The organism is Nocardia sp. NPDC005366 (genome assembly GCF_040606855.1).
Taxonomy (GTDB): domain Bacteria; phylum Actinomycetota; class Actinomycetes; order Mycobacteriales; family Mycobacteriaceae; genus Nocardia.
The window spans coordinates 92,258-114,567 of the sequence record NZ_JBEXFQ010000011.1; the positions used below are offsets into that span (position 1 = coordinate 92,258).

The 22,310-nt window shown below is 67.1% G+C and carries 20 protein-coding genes and 1 pseudogene; 13 read left to right on the forward strand and 8 right to left on the reverse strand.

All coding sequences use genetic code 11. The features are described from left to right. Nucleotides 1-3: 3 nt before the first annotated feature. Together ABZS43_RS15285 and ABZS43_RS15290 are read right to left on the reverse strand one after the other, a co-directional pair. The gene (locus ABZS43_RS15285) at nt 4-1,122 is read right to left on the reverse strand and encodes an acyl-CoA dehydrogenase family protein (RefSeq protein ID WP_355036500.1); all 1,119 of its coding nucleotides are present in this window, start codon (nt 1,120-1,122) and stop codon (nt 4-6) included. After that, nucleotides 1,119-2,276: an acyl-CoA dehydrogenase family protein gene (locus tag ABZS43_RS15290; protein ID WP_355036501.1), complete on the reverse strand. Its 1,158-nt coding sequence runs from the start codon at nt 2,274-2,276 to the stop codon at nt 1,119-1,121. The genes ABZS43_RS15285 and ABZS43_RS15290 overlap by 4 nt, the downstream gene beginning before the upstream one ends. A 366-nt stretch (nt 2,277-2,642) precedes the next feature. Between ABZS43_RS15290 and ABZS43_RS15295 the strand changes: the two genes are divergently transcribed. After that, on the forward strand, nt 2,643-3,446 hold the full coding sequence (locus ABZS43_RS15295; protein WP_355036502.1) for a HEAT repeat domain-containing protein: 804 nt from the start codon (nt 2,643-2,645) through the stop codon (nt 3,444-3,446). Nucleotides 3,447-3,793: 347 nt separating this feature from the next. Beyond that, on the forward strand, nt 3,794-4,354 hold the full coding sequence (locus ABZS43_RS15300) for a TetR/AcrR family transcriptional regulator (protein ID WP_355036503.1): 561 nt from the start codon (nt 3,794-3,796) through the stop codon (nt 4,352-4,354). Between the two features lie 107 nt (nt 4,355-4,461). Here ABZS43_RS15300 and ABZS43_RS15305 read toward each other — a convergent pair whose 3' ends face one another. The 4 genes from ABZS43_RS15305 to ABZS43_RS15320 form a co-directional block, all read right to left on the reverse strand. Beyond that, nucleotides 4,462-4,824, reverse strand: coding sequence for a cupin domain-containing protein (locus ABZS43_RS15305; RefSeq protein ID WP_355036504.1), 363 nt, complete (start codon nt 4,822-4,824; stop codon nt 4,462-4,464). 255 nt (nt 4,825-5,079) lie between these two features. Then, on the reverse strand, nt 5,080-7,002 hold the full coding sequence (locus tag ABZS43_RS15310) for a long-chain fatty acid--CoA ligase (RefSeq protein WP_355036505.1): 1,923 nt from the start codon (nt 7,000-7,002) through the stop codon (nt 5,080-5,082). Nucleotides 7,003-7,291: 289 nt separating this feature from the next. Then, nucleotides 7,292-7,915: a class I SAM-dependent methyltransferase gene (locus tag ABZS43_RS15315; protein WP_355036506.1), complete on the reverse strand. Its 624-nt coding sequence runs from the start codon at nt 7,913-7,915 to the stop codon at nt 7,292-7,294. Nucleotides 7,916-8,130: 215 nt separating this feature from the next. Continuing rightward, on the reverse strand, nt 8,131-9,804 hold the full coding sequence (locus ABZS43_RS15320) for an acyl-CoA synthetase (protein ID WP_355036507.1): 1,674 nt from the start codon (nt 9,802-9,804) through the stop codon (nt 8,131-8,133). Between the two features lie 219 nt (nt 9,805-10,023). Between ABZS43_RS15320 and ABZS43_RS15325 the strand changes: the two are divergent. The 3 genes and pseudogenes from ABZS43_RS15325 to ABZS43_RS15335 form a co-directional block, all read left to right on the forward strand. Beyond that, nucleotides 10,024-10,158, forward strand: a pseudogene (locus ABZS43_RS15325) (ADP-ribosylglycohydrolase family protein); the annotation flags it as partial. Between the two features lie 163 nt (nt 10,159-10,321). Continuing rightward, entirely contained in the window at nt 10,322-10,750 is a 429-nt protein-coding gene (locus ABZS43_RS15330) for an ADP-ribosylglycohydrolase family protein (protein WP_355036508.1), read from the forward strand. A gap of 183 nt (nt 10,751-10,933) precedes the next feature. Continuing rightward, nucleotides 10,934-11,641 (forward strand): hypothetical protein, encoded by a 708-nt coding sequence (locus ABZS43_RS15335; protein ID WP_355036509.1) that lies wholly within the window; start codon nt 10,934-10,936, stop codon nt 11,639-11,641. A gap of 11 nt (nt 11,642-11,652) precedes the next feature. Here ABZS43_RS15335 and ABZS43_RS15340 read toward each other — a convergent pair whose 3' ends face one another. Beyond that, nucleotides 11,653-12,438 (reverse strand): IclR family transcriptional regulator, encoded by a 786-nt coding sequence (locus ABZS43_RS15340; protein ID WP_355036510.1) that lies wholly within the window; start codon nt 12,436-12,438, stop codon nt 11,653-11,655. A 125-nt stretch (nt 12,439-12,563) separates the two neighbouring features. On the opposite strand from ABZS43_RS15340, the gene ABZS43_RS15345 reads away from it, so the two are divergent. The 5 genes from ABZS43_RS15345 to ABZS43_RS15365 are packed head-to-tail and all read left to right on the forward strand — an operon-like array spanning nt 12,564 to nt 18,270. Beyond that, on the forward strand, nt 12,564-13,052 hold the full coding sequence (locus ABZS43_RS15345; RefSeq protein WP_355036511.1) for a flavin reductase family protein: 489 nt from the start codon (nt 12,564-12,566) through the stop codon (nt 13,050-13,052). Beyond that, the gene (locus ABZS43_RS15350) at nt 13,049-14,320 is read left to right on the forward strand and encodes an acyl-CoA dehydrogenase family protein (protein WP_355036512.1); all 1,272 of its coding nucleotides are present in this window, start codon (nt 13,049-13,051) and stop codon (nt 14,318-14,320) included. The genes ABZS43_RS15345 and ABZS43_RS15350 overlap by 4 nt, the downstream gene beginning before the upstream one ends. After that, nucleotides 14,320-15,708 (forward strand): aldehyde dehydrogenase family protein, encoded by a 1,389-nt coding sequence (locus ABZS43_RS15355; RefSeq protein WP_355036513.1) that lies wholly within the window; start codon nt 14,320-14,322, stop codon nt 15,706-15,708. The genes ABZS43_RS15350 and ABZS43_RS15355 overlap by 1 nt, the downstream gene beginning before the upstream one ends. Next, a complete protein-coding gene (locus ABZS43_RS15360; RefSeq protein WP_355036514.1) occupies nt 15,705-16,844 on the forward strand; it encodes an FAD-dependent oxidoreductase in 1,140 nt (379 codons plus the stop codon). Before ABZS43_RS15355 ends, ABZS43_RS15360 begins: the two co-directional genes overlap by 4 nt. A gap of 13 nt (nt 16,845-16,857) precedes the next feature. Further along, a complete protein-coding gene (locus ABZS43_RS15365; RefSeq protein ID WP_355036603.1) occupies nt 16,858-18,270 on the forward strand; it encodes an aldehyde dehydrogenase family protein in 1,413 nt (470 codons plus the stop codon). A gap of 63 nt (nt 18,271-18,333) precedes the next feature. On the opposite strand, the gene ABZS43_RS15370 is transcribed toward ABZS43_RS15365, so the two are convergent. After that, nucleotides 18,334-18,627 carry a Dabb family protein gene (locus ABZS43_RS15370; RefSeq protein WP_355036515.1) on the reverse strand — a complete coding sequence of 98 codons (294 nt, stop codon included), beginning with the start codon at nt 18,625-18,627 and terminating at the stop codon, nt 18,334-18,336. A gap of 227 nt (nt 18,628-18,854) precedes the next feature. Between ABZS43_RS15370 and ABZS43_RS15375 the strand changes: the two genes are divergently transcribed. The 3 genes from ABZS43_RS15375 (at nt 18,855) to ABZS43_RS15385 (ending at nt 22,308) form a co-directional block, all read left to right on the forward strand. Further along, the gene (locus tag ABZS43_RS15375; RefSeq protein ID WP_355036516.1) at nt 18,855-20,465 is read left to right on the forward strand and encodes a nitrilase-related carbon-nitrogen hydrolase; all 1,611 of its coding nucleotides are present in this window, start codon (nt 18,855-18,857) and stop codon (nt 20,463-20,465) included. 3 nt (nt 20,466-20,468) lie between these two features. Next, nucleotides 20,469-21,278: an oxidoreductase gene (locus ABZS43_RS15380; protein WP_355036517.1), complete on the forward strand. Its 810-nt coding sequence runs from the start codon at nt 20,469-20,471 to the stop codon at nt 21,276-21,278. Nucleotides 21,279-21,345: 67 nt separating this feature from the next. Beyond that, a complete protein-coding gene (locus ABZS43_RS15385) occupies nt 21,346-22,308 on the forward strand; it encodes an alpha/beta hydrolase (RefSeq protein WP_355036518.1) in 963 nt (320 codons plus the stop codon). The last annotated feature ends 2 nt before the right edge of the window (nt 22,309-22,310 follow it).

Genomic DNA, 22,310 nt, shown 5'->3' on the forward strand with positions numbered 1-22,310 from the left:
GGTCTACGCCCCGACCACATCCGCGCTCGGGCGGGCGACACGCACCACGTGAGCGCCGATCTCGCGCAAGTACCGGTCGGGGCCGCCGAGGAAGGTGCTCCAGTGCAGGAGTCGTTCGAGATAGAAATGGGCTTCGTGTTCCCACGTGTAGCCGATGCCGCCGAAGATCTGGATGGCGGTGTCGCCGACGGTCGCGAGCCTGCCGGAGAACGCATTGACCCGTAGTGCCGACAGATGCCGCTGTTCGTCCGTGGCGGCATCGGCGGCCCACAATCCGTGCATCACACCGCCGCGCGCCAATTCCACGGTCTCCAACATATCCACGCACAGGTGCTGCACCGCCTGGAAGGCGCCGATCGGCCTGCCGAACTGCTTGCGCGCCTTGGCATGAGCCACGGTGAGCTCGAGGATCCGTTCGGCAGCGCCCGCGGCATCGGCCGCCGCGGCGATCAGCACGTCATCGATGACAGCGTCCAGCACCCGTTCCGGCAGTTCACCGAGCCACCGCGCCGGGGTGCCCGCATAGGTCACATGGGATCGGCCACGCGTTCGATCGGCGCTCGGGGCAGCGACGACAGCCACACCCGGCGCAGCGGTCTCGACCGCGAAGAGGGCATTGCGATCGCCGTCGCGCGCGGGTACCAGCAGTACCCCGGCTACGGACGCGTCCGGCATATCGGCGGTAGTACCGCTCAGGGTGACCGTGTTCCCGTTCCTGGTCGCGACGACGACGGGGGCGTGCGCACGGTGCAGACCGAGGGTGGCGATGACCGAGCCGTCGGCGATTCCGGACAACAATTCGGCCGCTTCATCGCTGACACCGATCCGCGCGAGAGCACGGGGCGCGGCGATCGCCGAGGACAGCCACGGCCCGCAATCCAGGGCTCGACCGAGTTCCCCCAGCACGACGCCCGCGTCGACCATGGTCCCCGCACCACCGCCGAATTCTTCCGGAATGATCAGGCCGGTCACCCCGAGCTCGGCCAGTCCACGCCAGACGACGCCGGAGGTATCGACACTGTCCTTCGGTGGCAACCAGGGGTCGCTCTCGGCGACCGTGGCAAGGAAGCGGCGTACCGAATCGCCCAACGCGAACTGCTCCCGTGTGTATTCGAGGTTCATCTGTTCGTCAGCCCCAATACTCGAAATGCCGTGATGTTCTTGTTGATCTGCGTGGTACCGCCCGCGATCGTGAGCGCGCGGGAGGCCAGGCGGTGGCGCAGCCATCGACCGTCGGCGCGGCTCGGTCCCAGCAGATCGAAGCCGAGCGCGGCGATGTCCTGGCCGAGCTCACCCCACACGGATTTGCACAGACTCGCCGTTCGGAACGAATCGCCCCCCGCCATGGCGGCGGACACCGAGCGTTGGCACAACAGCTCCAGCAGATCGGTGCGCACCGCCGCCTCGCCGAGCCGCCCCAGGGTTACCGGATCACACAGTGTCGCAGCGCTTTCAGCGTCCGCGCCGTCCAGGTCGACCACGATATCGGCCAACCGGAGTTGCAGTTCCGCGTAGAGGCGAGCGGCATTCGCGCGTTCGTGGCTCAGTGTTGTCGTCGCGACCTTCCACCCCTGGTTCAACGGGCCGAGCAGCGCGTCCTCGGGTACGCGAACCTCATCGAAGAACACTTCGGCGAAATCAGCGTCACCGGTCAGGGTGACCAGCGGCCTCGCTCGAATTCCCGGCGAGGACATATCGACGATGAAACACGAAATACCCTGTTGCCTGGGCGCTTCGGGGTCGGTTCGGACGAAGAGCTGGCACCAGTCGGCCCTGTGTCCGAGCGAGGTCCACACCTTCTGCCCGGTGACGACGAATTCTCTGCCGTCCCGTACCGCGCGGGTCCGCAACGACGCGAGATCGGATCCCGCGTCGGGCTCCGACATTCCCTGGCACCAGATATCGTCGGTTCGCAGCATGCGCGGCAACAATGCCTGCTTCTGCGCCTGTGTGCCGTACTGCATGATCGCCGGTGCGATGTTGTTCATCCCGATGATATTGATCGGCATCGGCGCCCGCGCCCGGACGGTCTCTTCGACGTAGACCATCTGCTCCAGCGCCGTGGCGCCCCTGCCGCCGTACTCGACCGGCCAGGACACCGCCGCCCAGCCGTCTTCGGCCATGACGCGGCTCCACGCCCGCACGATCTCGAACGCCGCGGGATCGCTCGAAGTGCGATGCCCGGCCGACACGATGTCATCGGTCAGATGCTGGGCCAGCCAGTTCCGGAGATCATCTCGGAACGCTTCCACCCCTGAGGGTAACGAGAATTCCATTGGCACTACCTCCTCCATTCCCCATCGCCGCCGGATCTGCGCTCGCGGGCACCGATCGGGTGCTGCGCACGGTCGAGGGGCAAATCCTCACAACCTCGTGTAGTGACCTAATTTTCGTTCCATGAGAGTAGTGACCGGCGACGGGGTCGTCAACAGCTTGCAGCCTGCCGCGGGCAGCCGAGAGCCGCGCGCTACTCGACGAATTCCTCGCCTGGCCGCTTGGAACGTTCCTGGTACACCAGCCGGGTCCGTCGAAGTCGCCCGGAGAGTCGCAACAAATGTCAGGTATCTCCCGTCGGCACGACGCGTGGGCGGTCGAGACGTCTCCCGCGGGGGAAGCCGATCGTCGCCAGGTACCGTTGGGCGGTGAACCCAGCTGACGCGCGATGTCTCAAAGACGGTGATCTCGAGACCCGCGAGGAAAATCTGCGGCTCCTGCTCGCGCGGGCCGCTGAGGGCGATACATCCGCCAAGCAAGCACTGCGCGTGCTCGTCCGCGACTATCCCGACTACCACCGGTCGCTCTACAGCCGGGCGCTGAACCGGGCGGCGGTCTTCGGCGACGACACGTTGAAGGCCCCGCTGCTCGCGTCACTGGCCGACACTCGATACAACTGCCAGGCATGGGCGGCGATGGGCTGCGCGGCGCTCGGGGTCCGCGACGCGGTTCCCGGCTTGGTCGCGATGCTGGACCATCCACAGCAGATGGCTCGAGAGCAAGCGGTGATCGCTTTGGGCACCCTCGGCGACGAATCGGTCGTCGCGGCGCTCACGCCCGTACTGCGCGACCCGATCGCGGGCATGCGCGAACGTGCCGCCGAGGCCCTCGGCATGATCGGCGGCGAGGCGGCCCTGGCCGCACTCTGGGACGAATTCGAGAACCGCCGGTACTTCCGCATCGGCTATATCGCCAGCGCGCTGGCCGAATTCGCCCCCGACATCATTCCGAGGCTGTGCGCGGCGGCCGAGGGCGAGGACCCGGACCAGCGATATTGGGCGGCTGTCGCGCTCGGTTCGACCGGCGACGATCGTGCCGTGCCGACGCTGGAACGACTGATGGCCCACGACCGGGGCTCGACAGTCTTCGACGGCATGGTCAGCGTCGCCGCGAAGAAGGGCCTGCGCACGCTACGACGAATCCAAGCCGCGATCGCGGCCCGCGAATCCTGAGAATCGGCTGCCCCAGCCAGCGGACCGCGCTGATGAACTCGGCCCACGTTGTCCGGCGTTCCACCGCGGCTGCGCGCGGAACTCCGGGCGGAAACGTCATTCGATGAGAATTGCGCACGGCGGTCACGCGGATATTCCGTCGTGGCGAGTTTTCCGTACCGGATTCGCCCGTTGAACGGGATCGAATGCGCACATATCGCGGCGAACTTCACAGCGTCGCGATCGACTCGAACGCATATCCGTCGGAGGCCGAGCCGACGACACTGCGTACCGGCGGGTCGCTCCGTCTCCGATACACTTGTGACGCTCGGCGAGCAAGCCGATCGGCTCACTGCAAAGGACCGGTGTTGGTACGTCTATCCGTTACCAGAGAGGATTATTTCGAGGCCGCGTTGAAGGTGCTCGCCACCGAAGGGCACCACGCTCTCAAGATGGGCGTCCTGTGCAAGAACCTCGGCGTCACCACCGGATCCTTCTACAACTATTTCGGCAACTGGAATAATTTCACTCCCGAACTCCTGGCGTACTGGGAGAAAGCGCAGACCTTCGACATCGTCGCGCAGTCGGCGCAGCCCACCGATCCGCTGGCACGGGTTCGCACGATGAAAGAACTCGCCACCCGGGTGCCACACGAAGCCGAAGCGGCCATCCGCGCATGGAGTTACGGCGATCCCGTGGTCGCGCAGTTCCAACGTCGAGTCGATCTCGAGCGACTCGACGCACTGCGTGCGGTGGTGCACGAACTCGTGCCCGACGACAAACAGTCCGATTCACTGGCGTTGATGGGCATCAGCCTCCTCATCGGAATGCAGTCTTTCCGATCGCCGGTCGACGAAGAAGAGTTTCGCGCTATTTTCGACGAGTTCGAGCAGGCCATCATGCGCCACTCGCCTCACATTTCCAGCTGACCCGAAGCGGTAGCCCCGGGTTGAGTCACGGGCCACCGCGCACGCCTCGATGACCGGTCGGAGCGGAATGGTCTGCCGTTGTGGATTCACCTGTCCGACCCGATATCTCACCGCTTGGCGTAGTCGGCGAAACCCTGCCAGTCGATCATGACGCAGGGTTCGTCTCCGACGATCCAGGCATCATGTCCGGGTGGTGCGATCATGAAATCACCGGGGCCGTATTCCTGTTTCTCACCGTCGTCCATAATCACCACCATGTGTCCCGAGACGCAGTAGCCCATATGCGAGGCCTGACAGCTGTCGGTCCGCGCGATCGGCTTGACGTGTTCCGACCACCGCCAGCCCGGTTCGAAAACCGCTCTACCTACGGCACCGGCGTCGAGGTTGACGAGATCGAGTTTGCCTTTGCCCGCCTCGAAAATTCGGGTCTCCTCCGGAGAGTCGAAACTCTTGCGTACCAAACCAGACATGATCGTCCTCCTGGGTAGTGCTATTCCTCGTGCCAGATCGGCGAGATCCGCGTAGCTCGCATCGTCTGGACCGAATGCGTGCCGCGCGGCGTCGCCGTTTCCGCCAACGGCACCGCTCTTCGAGGTCGACTCACCGGAGAGCTTTCCGGGACCGTCGGAAGCCGCGCGCATCGAATAGTTCTCGATTGTGATGCGCGTCACAGCCTACTCAGCGGGGGTTCCGGCGGCAAGGCAGCGGAAGCCCTGACCCCGGACTCAGCCGCGGCGATCGGCGGGAGGCGGATGAAGAGCGGGCAAACGCCGGCGACGACGCCTCACCCCGCCCTCGTCCAGAGGTAGGGGTGGCGGCAGCACCTCGGTGACTCCCGGTTCGACCGGGTTCGCGTAGAGCGATTCGATGGCGGCGGCGTAATTGCGTTCGACCACGTAGCGGCGCAGCGACATCTTCGGGGTGATCTCCTCATCGCCCTGGGTCCAGGTGTGGTCGAGCAGGATGAACCTCTTGATCTGTTCCGGGCGTGACACCGTGGCGTTGCCATCCCGGACCGCGTCGAGTACACGCTCGCGAATCCTGGGACGGGTGACCAGGATATCGATATCCGCGGCCAGGACACCGGCGACGGCGGCGTCCGCTGCGATGGCGTCGGGATCCAGTGTGATGAGCGCGGTGAGATAGGGTCGCCCCTCGCCGATCGCCATGACGTGTCCGATCAGGAAGGACGCCGCCTTGACCGCGTTCTCGACAGCGGCCGGAGCGATGTTCTTGCCCGTGTCGTTGATGATCATCTCACTCTTGCGGCCGATGACGCGCAGGTTCCCCGTGGCATCGGTCGCCCCCAGATCGCCCGTGGCGAGCCAATTTCCGGCGCGGAACGCACGCCGGGTGGCCTCGGGGTCGCGATGATATCCGCGCATGACCATCGGTCCGCGGACCATGATCTCGCCGTCGGCGGCCAAGGCGATTTCGGCGCCGTGGATGGGGCGGCCCACGCTGCCGAAGGCTGGGTCATCCAGCGTGGTCGTCGTACTGACCCCCGCGGCTTCCGACAGGCCCCACACCTGCGTCACCCGGATGCCGAGACCGGCGAAATACGCGAGCACGTCGGCCGATATCGGCGCCGCTCCTGAGGCCGCGAATCGAATTCTGTCCAGACCCATGTGGCGGCGGACCCGTGACAGCACCAGGGTTTCGGCGAGCCGATGCCGGATGAGCGGTCGCCGATACCAGGGCATGTCGCGGGTTTCGGCATCCGCGGCCCGGCGGCCGATCGCGAATGCCCATGTGGCGAGCGCCTTCTTGGCTCTACGCGGTTCGGCTTCGATACGGGATTCGATGGCCGCCTCGGCTTTCTGCCAGACCCGGGGCACACCGAACAGGACCGTCGGTCGCACTTCCGGTAGCGCGGCGGCCATCAGGTGCGGATCGGCGACGGAGGTGACCTGGATGCCGCGCACTATTCCGGCGTAGTGCGCGGTGATCCGGTCGGCGATATGGGCCGCGGGCAGGTACGACACGATGCGGTCGTCGTGATCGGCCGGTAGGTGCTCACCGAGACCCACCAGTTGGGCCAGGATATTGGAGTGGGTCAGCTCGACCCCTTTGGGCGGGCCCGTAGTTCCCGAGGTGTAGGTGATGGTGGCGAGATCATCCGGGCGGACCGCGCGCCACGTCGCCTCGAAGTCGAACCCCGGCGCGGACGTGCTCACGAGCTGCGCCAGCGACATCACCCCGGGCGACAATCCGTCCACGCAGACGATGTGGTCGAATGCGATTCCCACCTGGAGCAGCCGCGGCAGGAACTGCTGTTCGGTGATCATGATCCGATTGCCCGCGTTCGCGCAGACGTAGCCGATCTGCGCGGGTGGCAGCGTGTTGTAGATCGAGAACGGGGTGGCTCCGACGTGCAGCGCCGCGGTGTCGACCAGATGGAATTCGGGGCGGTTGGTCAACATGATGCCGATGGTGCCGCCGGAGCGGACGCCGAGCGCGGTAAAGCCCTCGGCGATTCGGCGGACCTCCCGCCCGTAATCCCGCCACGTATATTCCCGGCCCCCTGGTACGCGCAGCGCGACCGCTTCCGGCCGCACCGATCGCGTCGCCTGGAACGCCTCCGGGAGCGTATGGACCGGATGGCCGAGGCAGTGCTGAAACGAGAAGAATCGCACCCCGTTGTGCATCGTCGCCCCCTTGTAAGAGTAAGAACCAAGGGTAACTTATTGACCGCGGTTCCGGCTGCGATAGACGGAAAAGTGAGGACCAGTGGCCTACTGAGCGCAGCTGACCACCGGAAAGAACCACTAGGGGAACCTCGCGCGGAATTGTGCGAACAGCCGATAACTTATCGGCTTCTGATCACTCGACGCCACTGGGCATCGACGCGCCCTCGCCGATCGGGAACAGCATCGCGCGGTGGTTGCGGCCGGGCGGGATCGGGATGCGCTCGGCAGTGCGCCGACTCGCCGCTATCTAGACCCGCGTGATCGTCGCGAACCAGGCAGGTGCGCCGTCGACGTGGTATCTGGTGTCGATCCGGTCCGGGTCGATCGCGACGATATTCCAGCCGCGGTCGGTCGTGAAGGCCGCCCGCAGCTCATGGCGACCGACCGGGTGCGGACCGGTATCGGGGCCGTCGTCGCTGAAGCACAGCACATACAAGGTGCCACCGCGCCGGGTCACCGACGCCGAGCTCGCCACATAGGCCAGTCGCTCGTCCTCGTCGAAGGTGTGGAACAGTCCGCAGTCCAGCACGGTGTCGAATTCGCGTGCCACACAGTCCAGCCGGAAGGCGTCGGCCACCGCGAATTCGACCGCCAGCCCCCTGCGTTCGGCGTTGGCCCTGGCGATCGCCAGTGCCGTCTCGGCGACGTCGACGCCGAGCACCGACAATCCCAGCGAGGCCAGGTGCAGAGCGTTGTCTCCGGTCCCGCAGCCCGCGTCGAGCACCGCCCCGGCGAATCCGCCTTCGGATGCCACCCGCACCACCGCCGCCTGCGGTCGACCTATATCCCATGGGGCGGGGCCGTCGCGGTACGACGCGTCCCAGGGCAGTCCGGACTGCCGTTCGTGACTGGTCGGCTGCCGACCAGTCACGAACGCGTCGTCAGCGCGAGCTCCCGATTGCTCCGACACCTACGAACCCTCCGTCCGCCGAACTTCGCCGCCGTACCCGCGAACTCGATTATCCCCTTCCCGGAAGAGGGCGACGCGCCCGAGACGCGTGGCGGGAACCCGGCACGTCGCCGCACGCCCGCGAACTCCGGGTAACCCAGTCGCGGGAGATCCGGCCGGTCGGCTCCGTGCGCGAGCTATTCGGGCCGTGCGGTCGTCGACTCGATCGCGTCGTCGGCGTCGATCTCCCGAAGTGCGCGGCGCAGCAGTTTGCCCGTGGCGTTGCGTGGCAGCTCATCGATGAAGATCACGTCGCGGGGCACCTTGTGACGGGCGAGGTTCGCCTTGACGTAATCCTTGATCTCCTGCGGGTCCCGTGCGGCCCCTTCGGCGGGAACGACGAAGGCGCGCAGTCGTTTTCCGAAGTCGCGATCCTCGATGCCGATGACGGCGGCCTCGAGGACGTCGGGGCGGCCGACGAGCAGGTTCTCCACTTCGAGTGGGTAGACGTTCTCGCCGCCGGAGACGATCATGTCGTCGTCGCGACCGTCGATGAACAGTCGGCCATCGGCGTCGAAATGGCCGACGTCACCGCTGGACAGCAGCCCGTCGACGATTTCCTTGTGCCTGCCGTCGGTGTATCCGGCGAAGCTGAGTCCGCTGGAGACGAAGATGGTCCCGACGACGCCGGGGGTCGTGATCCTGTTGCGGTGCTCGTCGTAGATCGCGACGCGGCATCCGACGGGCGGGCGGCCGACAGTGCCGGGGGCGATCCGCATGTCGTCGGGTGTCGCCACCGCGGCGACGGCGACCTCGGTCGAGGCGTAGAGGTTGTACAGCACATCGCCGAAGGTCTCGGCGGTTCGACGGCTCAAATCCGGCGAGATCGATGACCCGGCGGCGAAGATCACCCGCAGCGACGAGGTGTCGTATTTCTCCAGTACCTCGGGTCCGAGGTCGATGATCCGTTGCAGCATGGTCGGCACGACCACCAGCGTCGCGGCGCGGTATTCGGCGATATCGGCCAGCGTTCGAATCGGATCGAATTTGCGTTGCTCGAACACGACTTTGTTGCCGAGCGCCCAGCCGAGCGTGAGCTGCGACAGTCCGGTGCCGTGGAAGATCGGCGCGGCCATTACCAGTGTGTCGTCACGCGGAAGCGGCACGCGATCGAGGAATTGCGCCGACTGCAAGGGCGAAACCTTGTCCCGCGGTGCGCCTTTCGGGGTGCCCGTGGTTCCGCTGGTCAGGATGACGATGCCGCCGGGCTGTTCCGGCGCGGGCAGCGGGTCCGTCGAGTTCGCGGCGAGCAGTGCGTCGATGTCCACGACGTCGTCACCGACGGCATCGGCGCTGTCGACCCAGGTGAGGATGCGCGGTATGTCCGCCGGTATCGCGCCGAGCAGCTCCGTGAACTCGCTGTCGTGCAGGACCGCGCCGACTTTCTCGCGCTCCGCGACGGCGGCGAGCTGGGGTGCGGCGAACCCGGTATTCATCAGTAACACCCGGGCGCCGAGTTTGCCCGCGGCGAGCAGGGTGAGCACCATGCCGCGATGGTCACGGCACAGTGCCGCGACGACGATGCCCGGCCCGATCCCGATGGCCGACAGGCCCCGGGCGAGCGCGTTGGACTGCTGATCGAGCTGACCGAAGGTGAGTGCCCCGCGTTCGTCCACAATCGCCTCCGCCGCGGAGTCGAGGCGGGTCGAATGTGCCAGCACCGTAACGAAAGGGCCGTACACGGAGGAGTCTCGCATCGTGCGGATCATCTCGCCGGGGTGTCGCCAGTCGAACATTCCACGCTTGCTCAACACGGCGACCGCCGATACCGCGTCGGCAACCGGCCGTAACAACCGCAATTCCGTCTTCACGCAACACCTCCAGGGGTCGATCGGTGGCCGATAGCTCGGGGGTCCGACTCCGGAAAGCCTACCGGACGACAGAATCATCATTCACTTATTGGGTACTCGAATATGCTCGGGGGCTGAGATAATCTTCCCGTGGTTGAGTCTGCGGTCGTTCTCGATCGGGTACGCGGCGCGTTACTGGGCGGGGCGGTCGGCGACGCTCTCGGCGCGCCGATCGAATTCATGGAGCTGGCGCGAATTCGTACACGTTTCGGCGCGAGCGGAACGACCGGGTTCGTCTCGAATCGCGCATTGCCGTGTCAGGTCACGGACGACACACAGATGACGCTGTTCACCGCCGAGGGCCTGTTGCGCTGGCGGCCGGGTACAGACCCGGCACCCGCACTACGCCACGCCTATTTGCGCTGGCTGCGCACGCAGCGTACGCAACTGACCCACGGTCACCCGACCGGGTACCTCGCGGCCGGTGCCTTCGCCGCGTTGCTGGATCGGGTGCTGAACGGCGCGGCTGACTGTGGCGGTGAGGGATACGATCGCACAGCTGACCGAGGTCGCGGGTGCCCAGGAAACGGTGGACGCACTGCACCGCGCAGTGGAGTACGACGCGACGGGAGCGGCGAGTCCGGAGCAGTTGGAGGCGGTTGGTGCGGGATGGGTGGCCGAGGAATGCCTTGCCATCGGCGTCTACTGTGCGCTGTACGCCGCGCGAACCGGCGATATCCGCGGCGCACTGCTGTTGTCTGTCAACCATTCCGGTGACTCGGATTCCACGGGATCGGTGACGGGCAACCTGCTCGGCGTCACCCACGGACTGTCCGCGCTGCCGAAGGAGTGGGTCAGCGCGGTGGAGGGATACGCCACGATCGTCCGGGTCGCCGACGATCTCGTCGCGAACTTCTTCCTGCACGACAGGACCCCACTCGGTGATCGGTATCGGTTCGAGGACTGAGCGGGGTTCCCGGGTTCACCGCGGGATGCGGCGACTCACCGACTCGGCGCGGCGACGACCACCTCAGGTTGCCGATTGTTTCTTACAGGGATACGTTGTATCCAATCGATACCGCGCCTCCGGCGGCTCGGCCGCGACATCGGAGACGTGTCGCGTGCCGTCGTCCGCCTGTAAAGGATTGATATGGGACCGCATCCGTACGGCTGGTGGATCATCCTGCACATCGTGCTGTTCGTCTTCTGGCTCGGCGGCGACCTCGGAGTCTTCTATTCCAGTCGGTTCGTGATCGACCCCGCCCTGAGCCAGGGAGCTCGGGCCACCGCCCTGAGCATCATGAGCGGGTTGGATCTGGCGCCCAAGATCTGCCTGGTGCTGTTCCTGCCGAGCGGAGTCACCCTGATGTCACTCGACCCGCACGGGGCGACGCTGTTCGGCATCGAGCTGTTTGCCTGGTGGATCGTGGTCGGAGTCTGGGTTTTCGCCGCGGGATGGCTGACACTGACGGTGATACAGCACCGCACGCACGGACGATTCGCGGCGGTGCTGTGGACCGATCTCGGCATCAGGTACGTGGTCGTCGCCGGTCTCGCCGTGGCGGGTGTCTACACCGTGGCCGTCGACGAACCGTTCGGCGTGACCACCGAGCCGCGCTGGCTCGGCGCGAAGATCCTGCTGTACGCGGCGGCCATCGCGGCCGGACTCGGCATCCGAATGACCTTGCGCCCCTTCGGCGCCGCCTTCGGCGCGCTGATGACGACCGGCTCGACCGATGAGGTCGAACGCGCCATCCGGCGCAGTGTCGACGGCTGCCTGCCGTATGTCTGGACGATCTGGGGCAGCGTGCTGGCCGCCGCCGCGCTCGGCGTACTCAAACCGGGCGCGAATCTCTGATCTGCCGTTGCTCAGCCGCTGTAACCCAATTGCGCCGAGATCGCGCGCGCGGCTTTCAGCAGCAGCGGCACGAATTCATCGATGCGCGGCTCGAAACGCGACAGCGGCGCGCACACACTGATGGCGGCCATGACGCCGCCGTCGTGATCGAGGATCGGTGCGGCGATCGAGGCGGCGCCGAGTTGACGTTCGCCCAGCGAAATGGCGTATCCGCGTTTGCGTATGGCGGCCAACTCGCTACGCAGGGCCGTGCGACTGGTGATGGTGTTCTCGGTGAACGCTTCCAACTGCTGTCTGCGCAGGTAGTCGTCGATCTCCTGCTTGCCGAGGTAGGCCAGGATCACCTTCGACGAACTACCCGCGTAGAGCGGATACGGAACGCCGAGAGCCACTTCCACGCGCAATTCGTGATCCGGCACCACCTGGTCGACGTACATCCTGGTATCGCCGCGGCGGATCGAGAGCGTCGTCGTCTCGCCGGTCAGCGACCCGAGACGACGAAGTTCCGGCGCGGCCATGATGCGTAGATCGGTGCGTGCCATATACGCCCGGCCGAGGGCGATCGCGGCGTGCCCCAACGTATAGCGGCGCGTCGACGGCTCGAAGGCGATCAGGTCGCGGTTGCGCAACGCGGTGAGGATGCGGTGCACCGCGGCCTTGGTGATGCCCAATTCGGTGGCGATTTCGGTGACGCCGAGGTCGGCGCGACCGGAGCGGCCGAATAGCAGCAGGACATCCATCGCCCGCTCCACGGCGGCGATCGATCGACTCGGGCTCTCGGATTCACTGACGGACACCAAGCAAGTGTAGGCAGGAAATTTCCCTATGGGAAACGCACGACACACCCGTTCCCCTTGCACGGACCCTCGCATAGCGTTACGTTGTGGGAGACAGTGTTTCGATCAACGAAACGAGAAGTACAGTGGATCCCACTTTCTTACGGGCGGTCCTCGCGCAATGGGCCAGCGGCGTAGTCGTGGTCACCACGGTCGGCAACGGCGACGGTCGCAACTACGGCATGACCGCCAGCTCGTTCACCAGCGTCGCCATCGATCCACCACTGATCTCGGTCTGCCTGTCCTCGGCGGGCACCACCTACCGAATGATCCGCCGCAGCGGCGTATTCGCCGTGAATATGCTCGGCCACGATCACCGGGAGATCAGCATCCGTTTCGCGACATCGGAGCTCACGGATCATGACCGATTCGCGGACGGCCGGTGGGATACCGCATGGACCGGCTCCCCCGTGTTGGCCGATTCGCCGGCCTGGCTGGACTGCGTCGTCACAGCCTGTCATCCGGCAGGTGATCACACCATACTGCTCGGATCGGTGCAGGACGCGGCGACACCGCGGCCCGCCGCCCCACTGCTCTACCACGCCCGCACCTATTACGAGGGACTCGTCAAATGATCGGTGAACGACTTGTCGAAGATATGACCGAGGCCGAACGCGAGCGCGCACAGCGGGTCGACACGATTCTGCCCGCGTTGCGCGAGGCGGCCGACCACGCCGACAGCACCGGCACCTTCCCCGCCGGTCACGTCGACCTGTTGCGCGATGCCGGGTTGCTCGGCCTGATCGTCCCCGAGAAATTCGGCGGACTCGGCGGCGGATTACGCGATCTGGCCGCCGCCACCTATGCGATGGGCACCGCATGTCCCTCCACCGCCCTGGCGTATTTCTTCCACAACACCAGCGCTTCGCGCGGTCTGCTGCCGCTGGAGGCCATCGACGCGGGACTGTTCGACGCCGACGAGATACCCGAGGTGCGCGCGTTCGCGGAAAAAGTCCTCACCCGGATGGCGGAGGGGGTGTGGCTGGCCAATTTCGCTTCCGAATCGGTGAAGACCGAAGCCGCCAACATCACCATCGCCACGACGGCCACCGCCGTCGACGGTGGCTGGATCCTCAACGGCGAGAAGTCTTTCGGCTGCGCGACCGGTGTCGCCGATTTCTATCTCACCTCGGCCAAACTCGCGGGACACGACACCGCCGACGGCATCGCGACCTTCTTCGTCCCGCGCGACGGGGCGGGTGTCAGCGTCCGCGCGCCGTGGAACGGGCTCGGCATGCGTGCCACCGCCAATAACGGCATCCGCCTCGACAACGTCTTCATCGCCGCCGACGAGGCGCTGACGGTTCCCGGCGCATTCCCGAAGATGCTCAGCATGAGCCGGGGCAGCTTCGTCGGCAATCAACTCGCCATCGCCGCCGTGTACACCGGTTGCGCCCAGAACGTCTACGACGAGGCGATCGCCGCGGCCACCGCGAAAACCTTCGCCGACACCGGGAAGCCGGTGGCCTCCTCGCCGGTGCACCAGGTGCTGTTCGGCGAGATGACCAGGCAGTTGCAGACCGCGTACCTGTGGCTGCGCTACCAACTCACGGTCGAGACCGCCGACCCGCCGTTCAAGGCGAAGCAGGACGTATTCACCCAGTGGCGGCTGGGCAAGGGCTCGGTGACCGAGGCGTGTTTCCAAGTCGCGCTCGGCGCGCTCAAAGCCGGCGGCACCTCCGCGGCCTCGATGCAGGGTTCGGCCGGGCGCGCGTTGCGCGATCTCGCGATGGGGTTGGTCATGACCTTCCCCGCCGAACGCGGCATGCTCGAGGTCGCCAGGATCGCGACCGACGCGAAGGCCAACGAACTGTTCGCCACCGCACCCACCGAGGTGGGGTGATGGAGCCGCGACTTCCGCCGATCCTCGACTACGTCGACGGCGAGTGGGCAGCACCGACCGCCGACCTCGGGTTCGACCTGGAGGATCCGGCCACCGGCGAGCCGACTACGCGCGCGCTGGGCAGCACTGCCGCGCGGGTCGAACGCAGCCTCGCTGTGGCCGCGGCGGCCGGTAGCCGGATCGACCCCGATGTGCTCGACGCGATCGCCGACGCCTTGGAGCCGGAACTCGCGGCCATCGCCGAACTCGACGCCGTGAGTACCGGTGTGCCGTTGCGACAGACCGAACCTCTCGGCGTGATCGTCTCCGGCTCGTTCCGGCTGGCCGCCCAGCAGTTGCGCGGCGGCATCCTGCGCGAGGACCGCGACGGGGTCGAGGTACACCGACTGCCGCTCGGGCCCGCCCTGTGCCTGGTGCCGTGGAACGCGCCGGCCCCGATGGCCGCGCACAAAGTGGCCAACGCGCTGGCGGCGGGATGTCCGGTGATCCTGAAGGCAAGCGAATTCAGCCCGTTCAGCGCGATTCCGGTGGCACGGGCTATCGCCGCTCATGTCCCGCCCGGCATGTTCCAACTGGTGCACGGGGGTGCGCAGACCGGTGCGCGACTCGTCGCGGATCCGCGGATCAAAGCCGTCTCGTTCACCGGCGGAGTACCGGGTGGGCGGGCGGTCGCCATCGCCAGCGCACCGCTGCTTCGCCCGCTGCAACTCGAACTCGGCGGGCACAATCCGCTGGTCGTCTTGCCCGACGCCGATATCGAAACCGCCGCCCGCATGGCCGTCGAACTGCTCACGACCCTGAACGGCCAGTGGTGCCGCGCGCTCGGACGGCTGATCCTGCCCGCGCGACAGGCGCCCGAGATCGTGGAAGCGATCGGCACACGCCTCGGCGACCTGACCATCGGTCCGCCACTGGACCCCGCGACCGACCTCGGGCCGCAGATCCACTCCCGGCATACCGAGATGCTGCACAAGGCCATCGCGGGACTGCCGACGCGGTCGTTCGGTTCGCCGCCGGCGATCGGCAACTATTTCCCACCGACGCTGGTCGAACAGGATCTTCCCGACGAGGTGTTCGGCCCGGTCGCCGCCGTGGTCACCTACGACGCGGATACCGATCCGGCGATGGTGGCCAACGCGGTGCCCTACGGCCTGGAGGGTTACGTGTGTGGCGCCGATACCGAACGGGCACTGGCGGTTGCGCGCACCATCCGCGCCGGTGAGGTGAAGGTCAACGGCTCGACGATCATGAGTCTGAATCTCATGACGCCGCGGCCCGCGTGGGGTCTGTCCGGACTCGGTGAAGAAGGGACGGCGGAGACGCTGCGCTTCTTCACCGGCGCCAGGGTTGTCGGCGTCGAAGGGCGATTCGCCCTGCACACCTCATGAGCGCGCCGCACGTGGTGGTCGCGGGCGCCGGTCCGGTGGGTCTGACGGCCGCACTGACACTGGCCCGCCGCGGCGTCACGGTGACGGTCCTCGAGCAGGGCGCCGAACTGGCGACCGAATCGCGCGCGTCGACCTTCCATCCACCCACCCTCGAGATGTTGGATCGCCTCGGTGTCGTGCGGACACTGCTCGACCGCGGAATCATCGCATCGACCTTCCAGTATCGCGATCGGCGCGGCGGCGAGATCGCCACCCTCGATCTCGCGGTCCTCGCCGAGGACACCGCGTTTCCGTTCCGGGTGCAATGCGAGCAGAGTCGACTCACCCCGATTCTGCTCGACGCGCTGCCGCCGGGAGTTGAGGTCCGATTCGGGCATCGAGTGCACGATCTGACCGCGGTCGGTGACTCGGTGCTGGTGTACACCGATCGCGTTGCGCTGCGCGCGGATTGGGTCATCGGCGCGGACGGCGCGCATTCCGCGGTTCGCCGCGCGCTCGGGGCCGCGTTCGACGGCACCACCTATCCCGAACGATTCCTGGTGGCCTCGGTGGACGAAGACCTCGACGCCGCACTGCCCGGAATCGCCCTCATCAACTACGTCTTCGATCCGCGGGAATGGCTGGTGCTGCTGCGCACCCCGCAGCATTGGCGAGTTCTGCTGCCGACCCCCGCCGACACCCCCGATGAGGTCGAGTCGGCGAGATTGCCCGAGCGGTTGCGCGACGTCGCCGACCTCGGCAGGCCGTGGCGGATTCTGCACGCGTCGCTGTATCGGGTGCACCAGCGGGTGACCGACCGGTTCCGGATCGGCCGCGTGCTGCTGATGGGCGACGCCGCGCACGTCAACAATCCACTCGGTGGCCTCGGGATGAACAGCGGCATCCACGACGCGGTGGCGATGGCGACGGCGCTGGCCGACGTGCTGGAAGGCGCGCCGGATGACCTGCTGACCGCGGCGGCGCGGCGACGGCGCACCGTCGCGGTGGATCACGTGCAACGCACCAGCCACGACAACTGGTCCCGGCTGCGCGCCGATGACGCCGCAGAACACGATCGGCTGCGCGCCCTCGCGGCCGATCCGGCCGCGTCGCGCGCGTATCTGCGCCGCGCCTGCCTGATCGATTCGCTGAGCTGAACGTGGCGCCGTGATGTGGATCGAACGCGAGAATCCGGCCGCCCCCGCGCAGATCGTCGGCGCGGTGCCGGTCACCGAGCCGTCGGCCGTGGACACCGTGGTGCGGCGCGCGCACGAACAGTTCCTTTCGTGGTCGCGCCGCCCGCTGGCCGATCGGCTCACCGTATTGGCCGAGGCGGCCGACACACTGGCCTCCCGCATCCCCGAGTTGGCGCTGCTGCTGGCCCGCGAATCCGGTAAGCCGGTGGCCGATTGCCGTGGTGAGATCGGTTTCGCTGTCACCTATCTGCGCTGGGTGTGCGCGAACGCGCCCGTGGTGCTCGCTGATTCGATGCTCGATGACGAGCTAGGCCGATTGGTGCGCCGGGCGGCGCCGTTCGGGGTGATCGTCGCGATCACCCCGTGGAACGCGCCGATCATCCTGTCCATGCTGAAGTTGGCGCCCGCGCTGGCGGCGGGCAATTCCGTTGTGCTCAAACCGTCCCCGCTGGCCCCGCTGACCGTGCGGGCCGTCGCCGAAGTCCTGCCGGAGACCACCGTCGTGCACGGTGGTCCGGACACGGTGCTGGCGCTGATCGAGCACGAGTCGGTCCGTAAGGTCGCGTTCACCGGGGGCGAGGCGGCGGGGCGAAGTATCGCCGCGGCGGCGGGGCGGGCGCTCACCCCGATCCTGCTGGAACTCGGCGGCAACGATCCGGCGATCTTCCTCGATGATTTCGCGCTGACCGACGCCGATTACGAACGGCTGGTGCTGGCTTCGTTCGCGACGGCGGGACAGGTGTGCATGGCCGCCAAACGCCTCTACGTGCCGTGCGGCAGATACGCAGAGTTCGTGGAGTCGTATCGTGCCGCGGCGGCGCGCATCCTGATCGTCGGCGATCCGACGGCGCAGGAGGTCACCGTCGGCCCCGTGGTCACGCGCGGCGCGGCTGATCGCATCGCCGGACTGCTCGCCGATGCGACGCGACGCGGCGGGCTGCTCATCCCGCTGGCGCCCGCGCCCGAAGGCGAGGGCTATTTCGTCACTCCCACACTGGTACTCGGGCTGCCCGACGACGCCGATCTGGTCCGGCTCGAACAGTTCGGCCCCGCGCTGCCGGTGCTGACCTACGACACCGAGGACGAGGTCGTCGGCCGGGCGAACCATTCCGAACTCGGACTCGGCGCGTCGGTATGGTCGGCCGACGAAGATCGCGCCTTCGCGATCGCGGCCCGCGTCGAGGCCGGGTTCACCTTCGTCAACACGCACAATCGCACGGGTATGTCGCTGCGCGCGCCGTTCGGCGGGATCAAGGGCAGCGGATTCGGCCGGGAGTACGCCGAGGAGGGATTGCGCGAATACGTGCAGACCACCGTGCGGCACCTGCCCGCGGCATTTCGGCGTGGCGGCGCCGGTTCGGCTGCCAACGCCTACCCGGCGGGCTGACGGACCGTGCGCGCGGCGGCGATATCCGGGACGCACACGCGACACCGCGCTCGCGCGGTTCGTTCAGCGGTGATAGTCGACGACGGCACGGTCCGCCAGTCGCGGTTTCAGCCATGCCGCGATCTCGAGATGCGCGGGATGACTCTGGTATCCACTCAACGTTTCGGCCGAGTCGTGCACCGTCGTCATGCACAGGTCGTAGGACACCGCGGTCCCCGCCTCGTCGAGTTCGACGGCGATGGAACGGATCTGCGGCACCGCGCCCGCCATCTCCAGCAACCGCCGCCGCGCCTCGGACGCGTCGGACCTGTCGATGAACTTCATCAAGACGATGTGGTGCAACGAGGAACTGTCCACCGAGATCACACTCCGATAAGGAAACACTGTTTCGATAAGAGAAACGTGATCCTATCGGACGGCACGGGGTCGCGCCACGCCGACGACACCCCGTTACGTCCGGATGAAATGCCTGTCACCGACCTGGACATGCGCCCCGACAGCAATACAGAATCAAGAAAATTGGAAACACCGTTTCGAGGAACGAAACAATATGTCATACTCCGTATCGGAAAGAGGACGATGCCATGAGTCGAGTCGCGTCCGCGCAGTTCGCCGCGGGCACCGATGCGGCGGTCAATCTGCGCGCGTGCCTGCGCGCCATTGATTCTGCTGCCGAGGCGCGCGCCGAACTGGTCGTTCTACCCGAATTCTGTAACCACCTATCCTGGTACGCCGATCGTGACCACGCGCGGCGCGCGGCCTGCCGGATCGGTGACGAATTCCTCACCGCCATCGCCGAATGTGCCGCACGGCACAGCATCTACGTGAAGATCGGCGTCAGCCTCGCCCGCGACGACGGCCGCACCACGGCATCGAGCCTGCTCTACGGCCCGGACGGCGCCTTGCTCGGCGAATCGGACAAACAGGTTCTGATGGGCGCGGAGAACGACTACTTCGACCCGGGCGAGACGGACTCACCCATGATCGAGACCCCGATCGGGCGCCTCGGGATGTACGCGTGCATGGAAGGCGTCATCAACGAGGTCACCCGCTCACTCGCCGTTCGGGGCGCGCAGATCCTGTTGAACAGCCTGAACTCCTTCGCGATCGACGAGGCGAGTCTGCACGTGCCGGTGCGGGCGGCGGAGAACAAGGTGTGGGTGGTCGCCGCGAACAAGATCGGCCCGTTGCTGCCGGAGGACAAGCTGCCCGAGATCGCCGCCCGACTCGGCGTCCCGGCGGATCGGCTGCACGGGGCAGGTGAGAGCCAGATCGTCGCGCCGGACGGCACGGTCGTCGCCATCGCGCCGCCGACCGGGGAGGCGATCGTGGTCGCCGATATCGACGCGACTCGCGCCGACGACAAAACCCGGCCGGACGGCACCGATCTGCTGGCCTCGCGACGCCCGGAAATCTATGGGCCGCTTGCCGAACCGTCCACGCGCGCGGCGCGCCCGGGAGCATCCGCCATCACCGCCGCGGCGGTGGCCGCCGATGCCGGGGTGGTCCGTGCGGCCGCACTCGCCGGGACCGATCTGATCGTGCTTCCCGAGTTGGCCGCAGTCTCGGTCGACGACCTGCGCCTGGCGTTGTCCGATACGTCCGCGCACGCCGTGATCTCGGTACGAGACGGCGCGGCCAACCACGGACTGCTGGTGAACGCCGAGGGGATCGTCGGGCGTCAGCCGCAATTGCATGCGACCGGCAGACACCCCTGGCTCACCGAACTCGGCGCCGAACTGCTGATCTTCGAATTGCCGTGGGGCAGGCTGGCGATCGTGGTCGGCGACGACGCCCTCTTCCCCGAGACCTTCCGCCTGGCCGCCGTGGCCGACGCCGACGTCGTCGCGGTCGCGCACACCCCGTCCGAGCCGTGGGAATTACGACTCGGACTGCCCGAGCGGTCGGCGGAAAACCGCCTGAACATCGTCGCCGCCGGATATGACGCCGAGGGCGAATTCCGCGGCGCGTGTTACGCGCTCAGCCCGGATTTCACGCTGTGGACCGCGTGGCAGGGACCGTTCACCGGCGTCATCAGCCATCCCGTGGTGAGCGAGACGGTCGCCGGTTCGCTCAGCCTGAGCGGCACCATCCGGCCGGCGCAAGCGGTGAACCGCAACGTCTCCAAAGGCACCAATCTCGTGGACGGGCGCCCCCGCAGGCCGCTCGCCAGCACAACGACAGGAACGGAGTGACAGGTGAGCGAAACGCTCCAACACGTCGAGCAGATGGTCGACGAGAATCCGCGTGCCGATGTGACCGACACCTTCATCGAATGGCGGGCCCTGCTCACCGAACTGAAAGAGCGGCTGGCCCACCGTTTCGAGCTGGTGCGCGACCCGTCGACCGAGGATCTCGAAGAGTACGGCGACGCGTCGACGGGCCCGTCCGGAAGTCTGGCCGCCTACACCGGACCCGAAGTCGACTGGATGGTGCACTCGTGGATCGGTGATCCGAGCAGCGGTTTCGTGAACCTGCATCTGACACTGTGGCTCGGGCCCCAGGCGCGGGTCCCGCACCTGGGGATCGCCCTGCTGCTGTGGCCCGAGGGCTGGTTCTACGTCGACTCCATTCCCCGCGGCGACCTGGTCGGCGACGGCGACTACTACGACAGGTACTACCTCGACCAGGACACCCCGTGGCTCGAGTTCAAGACCGAACATCCCGATTTCACCTGGTTCACCAGCCGCACCGGATTCATCCGGGCGAGCCTGTCCCCCACCGCGTACTGCTATTCCTTCCCGCCGACCCGCCCCAATCTGGACACGGTCGCCGCCATCCTGCGAGGCCGCGTCGACCAGTGGCTGAGCTGGGTGGACGAGGCCGAACCCGTGCCCGCCGAGCAGCGCGCCGAACTCGCCGCCCGCGATCTCGCCATCCGGCGCAATATCGCCGAACGCGATCCGGCGAATGTCATGGGCGAGCGCATGTTCGGCGCCGAACTGACCAACCGCCTGGTCCGCGCGCTCTGGGGCGGCGACCGCGCCCTCGACCGGCCCGGCACATGATCGCGCCCCGCCCGAGTGGGCCGCACTCCTGTCCCGGCCGACGGCCCCGCACCACCGGGGCGCATCCATGAGCATCATCCGTTCCCTGTGGTGGTCGGTGCGCACCGACGGCGAAGGGCCCTTCGATACCGCGCATATGAAGGTGTACTACCCCGCCGAGGTGCGCGGTGACGACGTCGAACGCCTCACCGGCGTCTTCGGCGCGGACCCCGCGGGCGCGCCGTACCCGGTGGTGGTGTTCCTGTCCGGGGTGAATGTCGGCCAGGACTCGTATCGTCGCTATGCCACCGCCATCGCCGAAAGCGGTTTCGTCGTCATCACTTTCGACCGGGTCGCCGAACTCTTCGGCGGCCAGTTCGGTCTGACGCCCGGCGTCGACCTCGCCGCCGCGCGTCCCGACACCTACGGCAGCGCACCCACCTGCCCGACGATCGGCGCCATCCTGTCGTCGCTGGCCGAGCTGAATGCCGATGGGCCGTTGGCGGGGGCGTTGGATCCGACCAGGGTCGCACTCGGCGGGCATTCCGCGGGCGGAACCGTCGCCATGCAATCGGCCAAGTTCTTCCCCTGGATTTCGGCGGTCTTCGCCTGGGGGGCGCACAATATGGTCGCGACGATGCTCGGCTGGGCTCCCGGCACGGTGCTCCCCGCCCAGGTCGACTGCCCGGTCTTGCTGGGGGTCGGCACCAACGACGGCGTCATCATGGGCAGCGCCGACCGCTACGGCGAGGAGGGCGAACAGCGGCGGGACCCGGTCACCAGGACCTTCGAAGAGGCCTTGCCCGCCGGCGCCAACCTGCTGGCGATCATCAAGGGCGCCAATCATTTCGGCATCGCCGACGCGGATCCGACGGCCGCTCGCGCCTTCCTCGACGGACCGGCCGACACCGATGCGCTACCCCTTTTCTCCCGGCTGACCTCGCTGTTCCTGCGCACCCACGTGGTGGATTCGGCGCACGCGCGGACCGAACTCTCCGCATTCGACGACGCCTCCCCGCTCGACGACCGCGTCGTCCTGTACCACCGATAGGA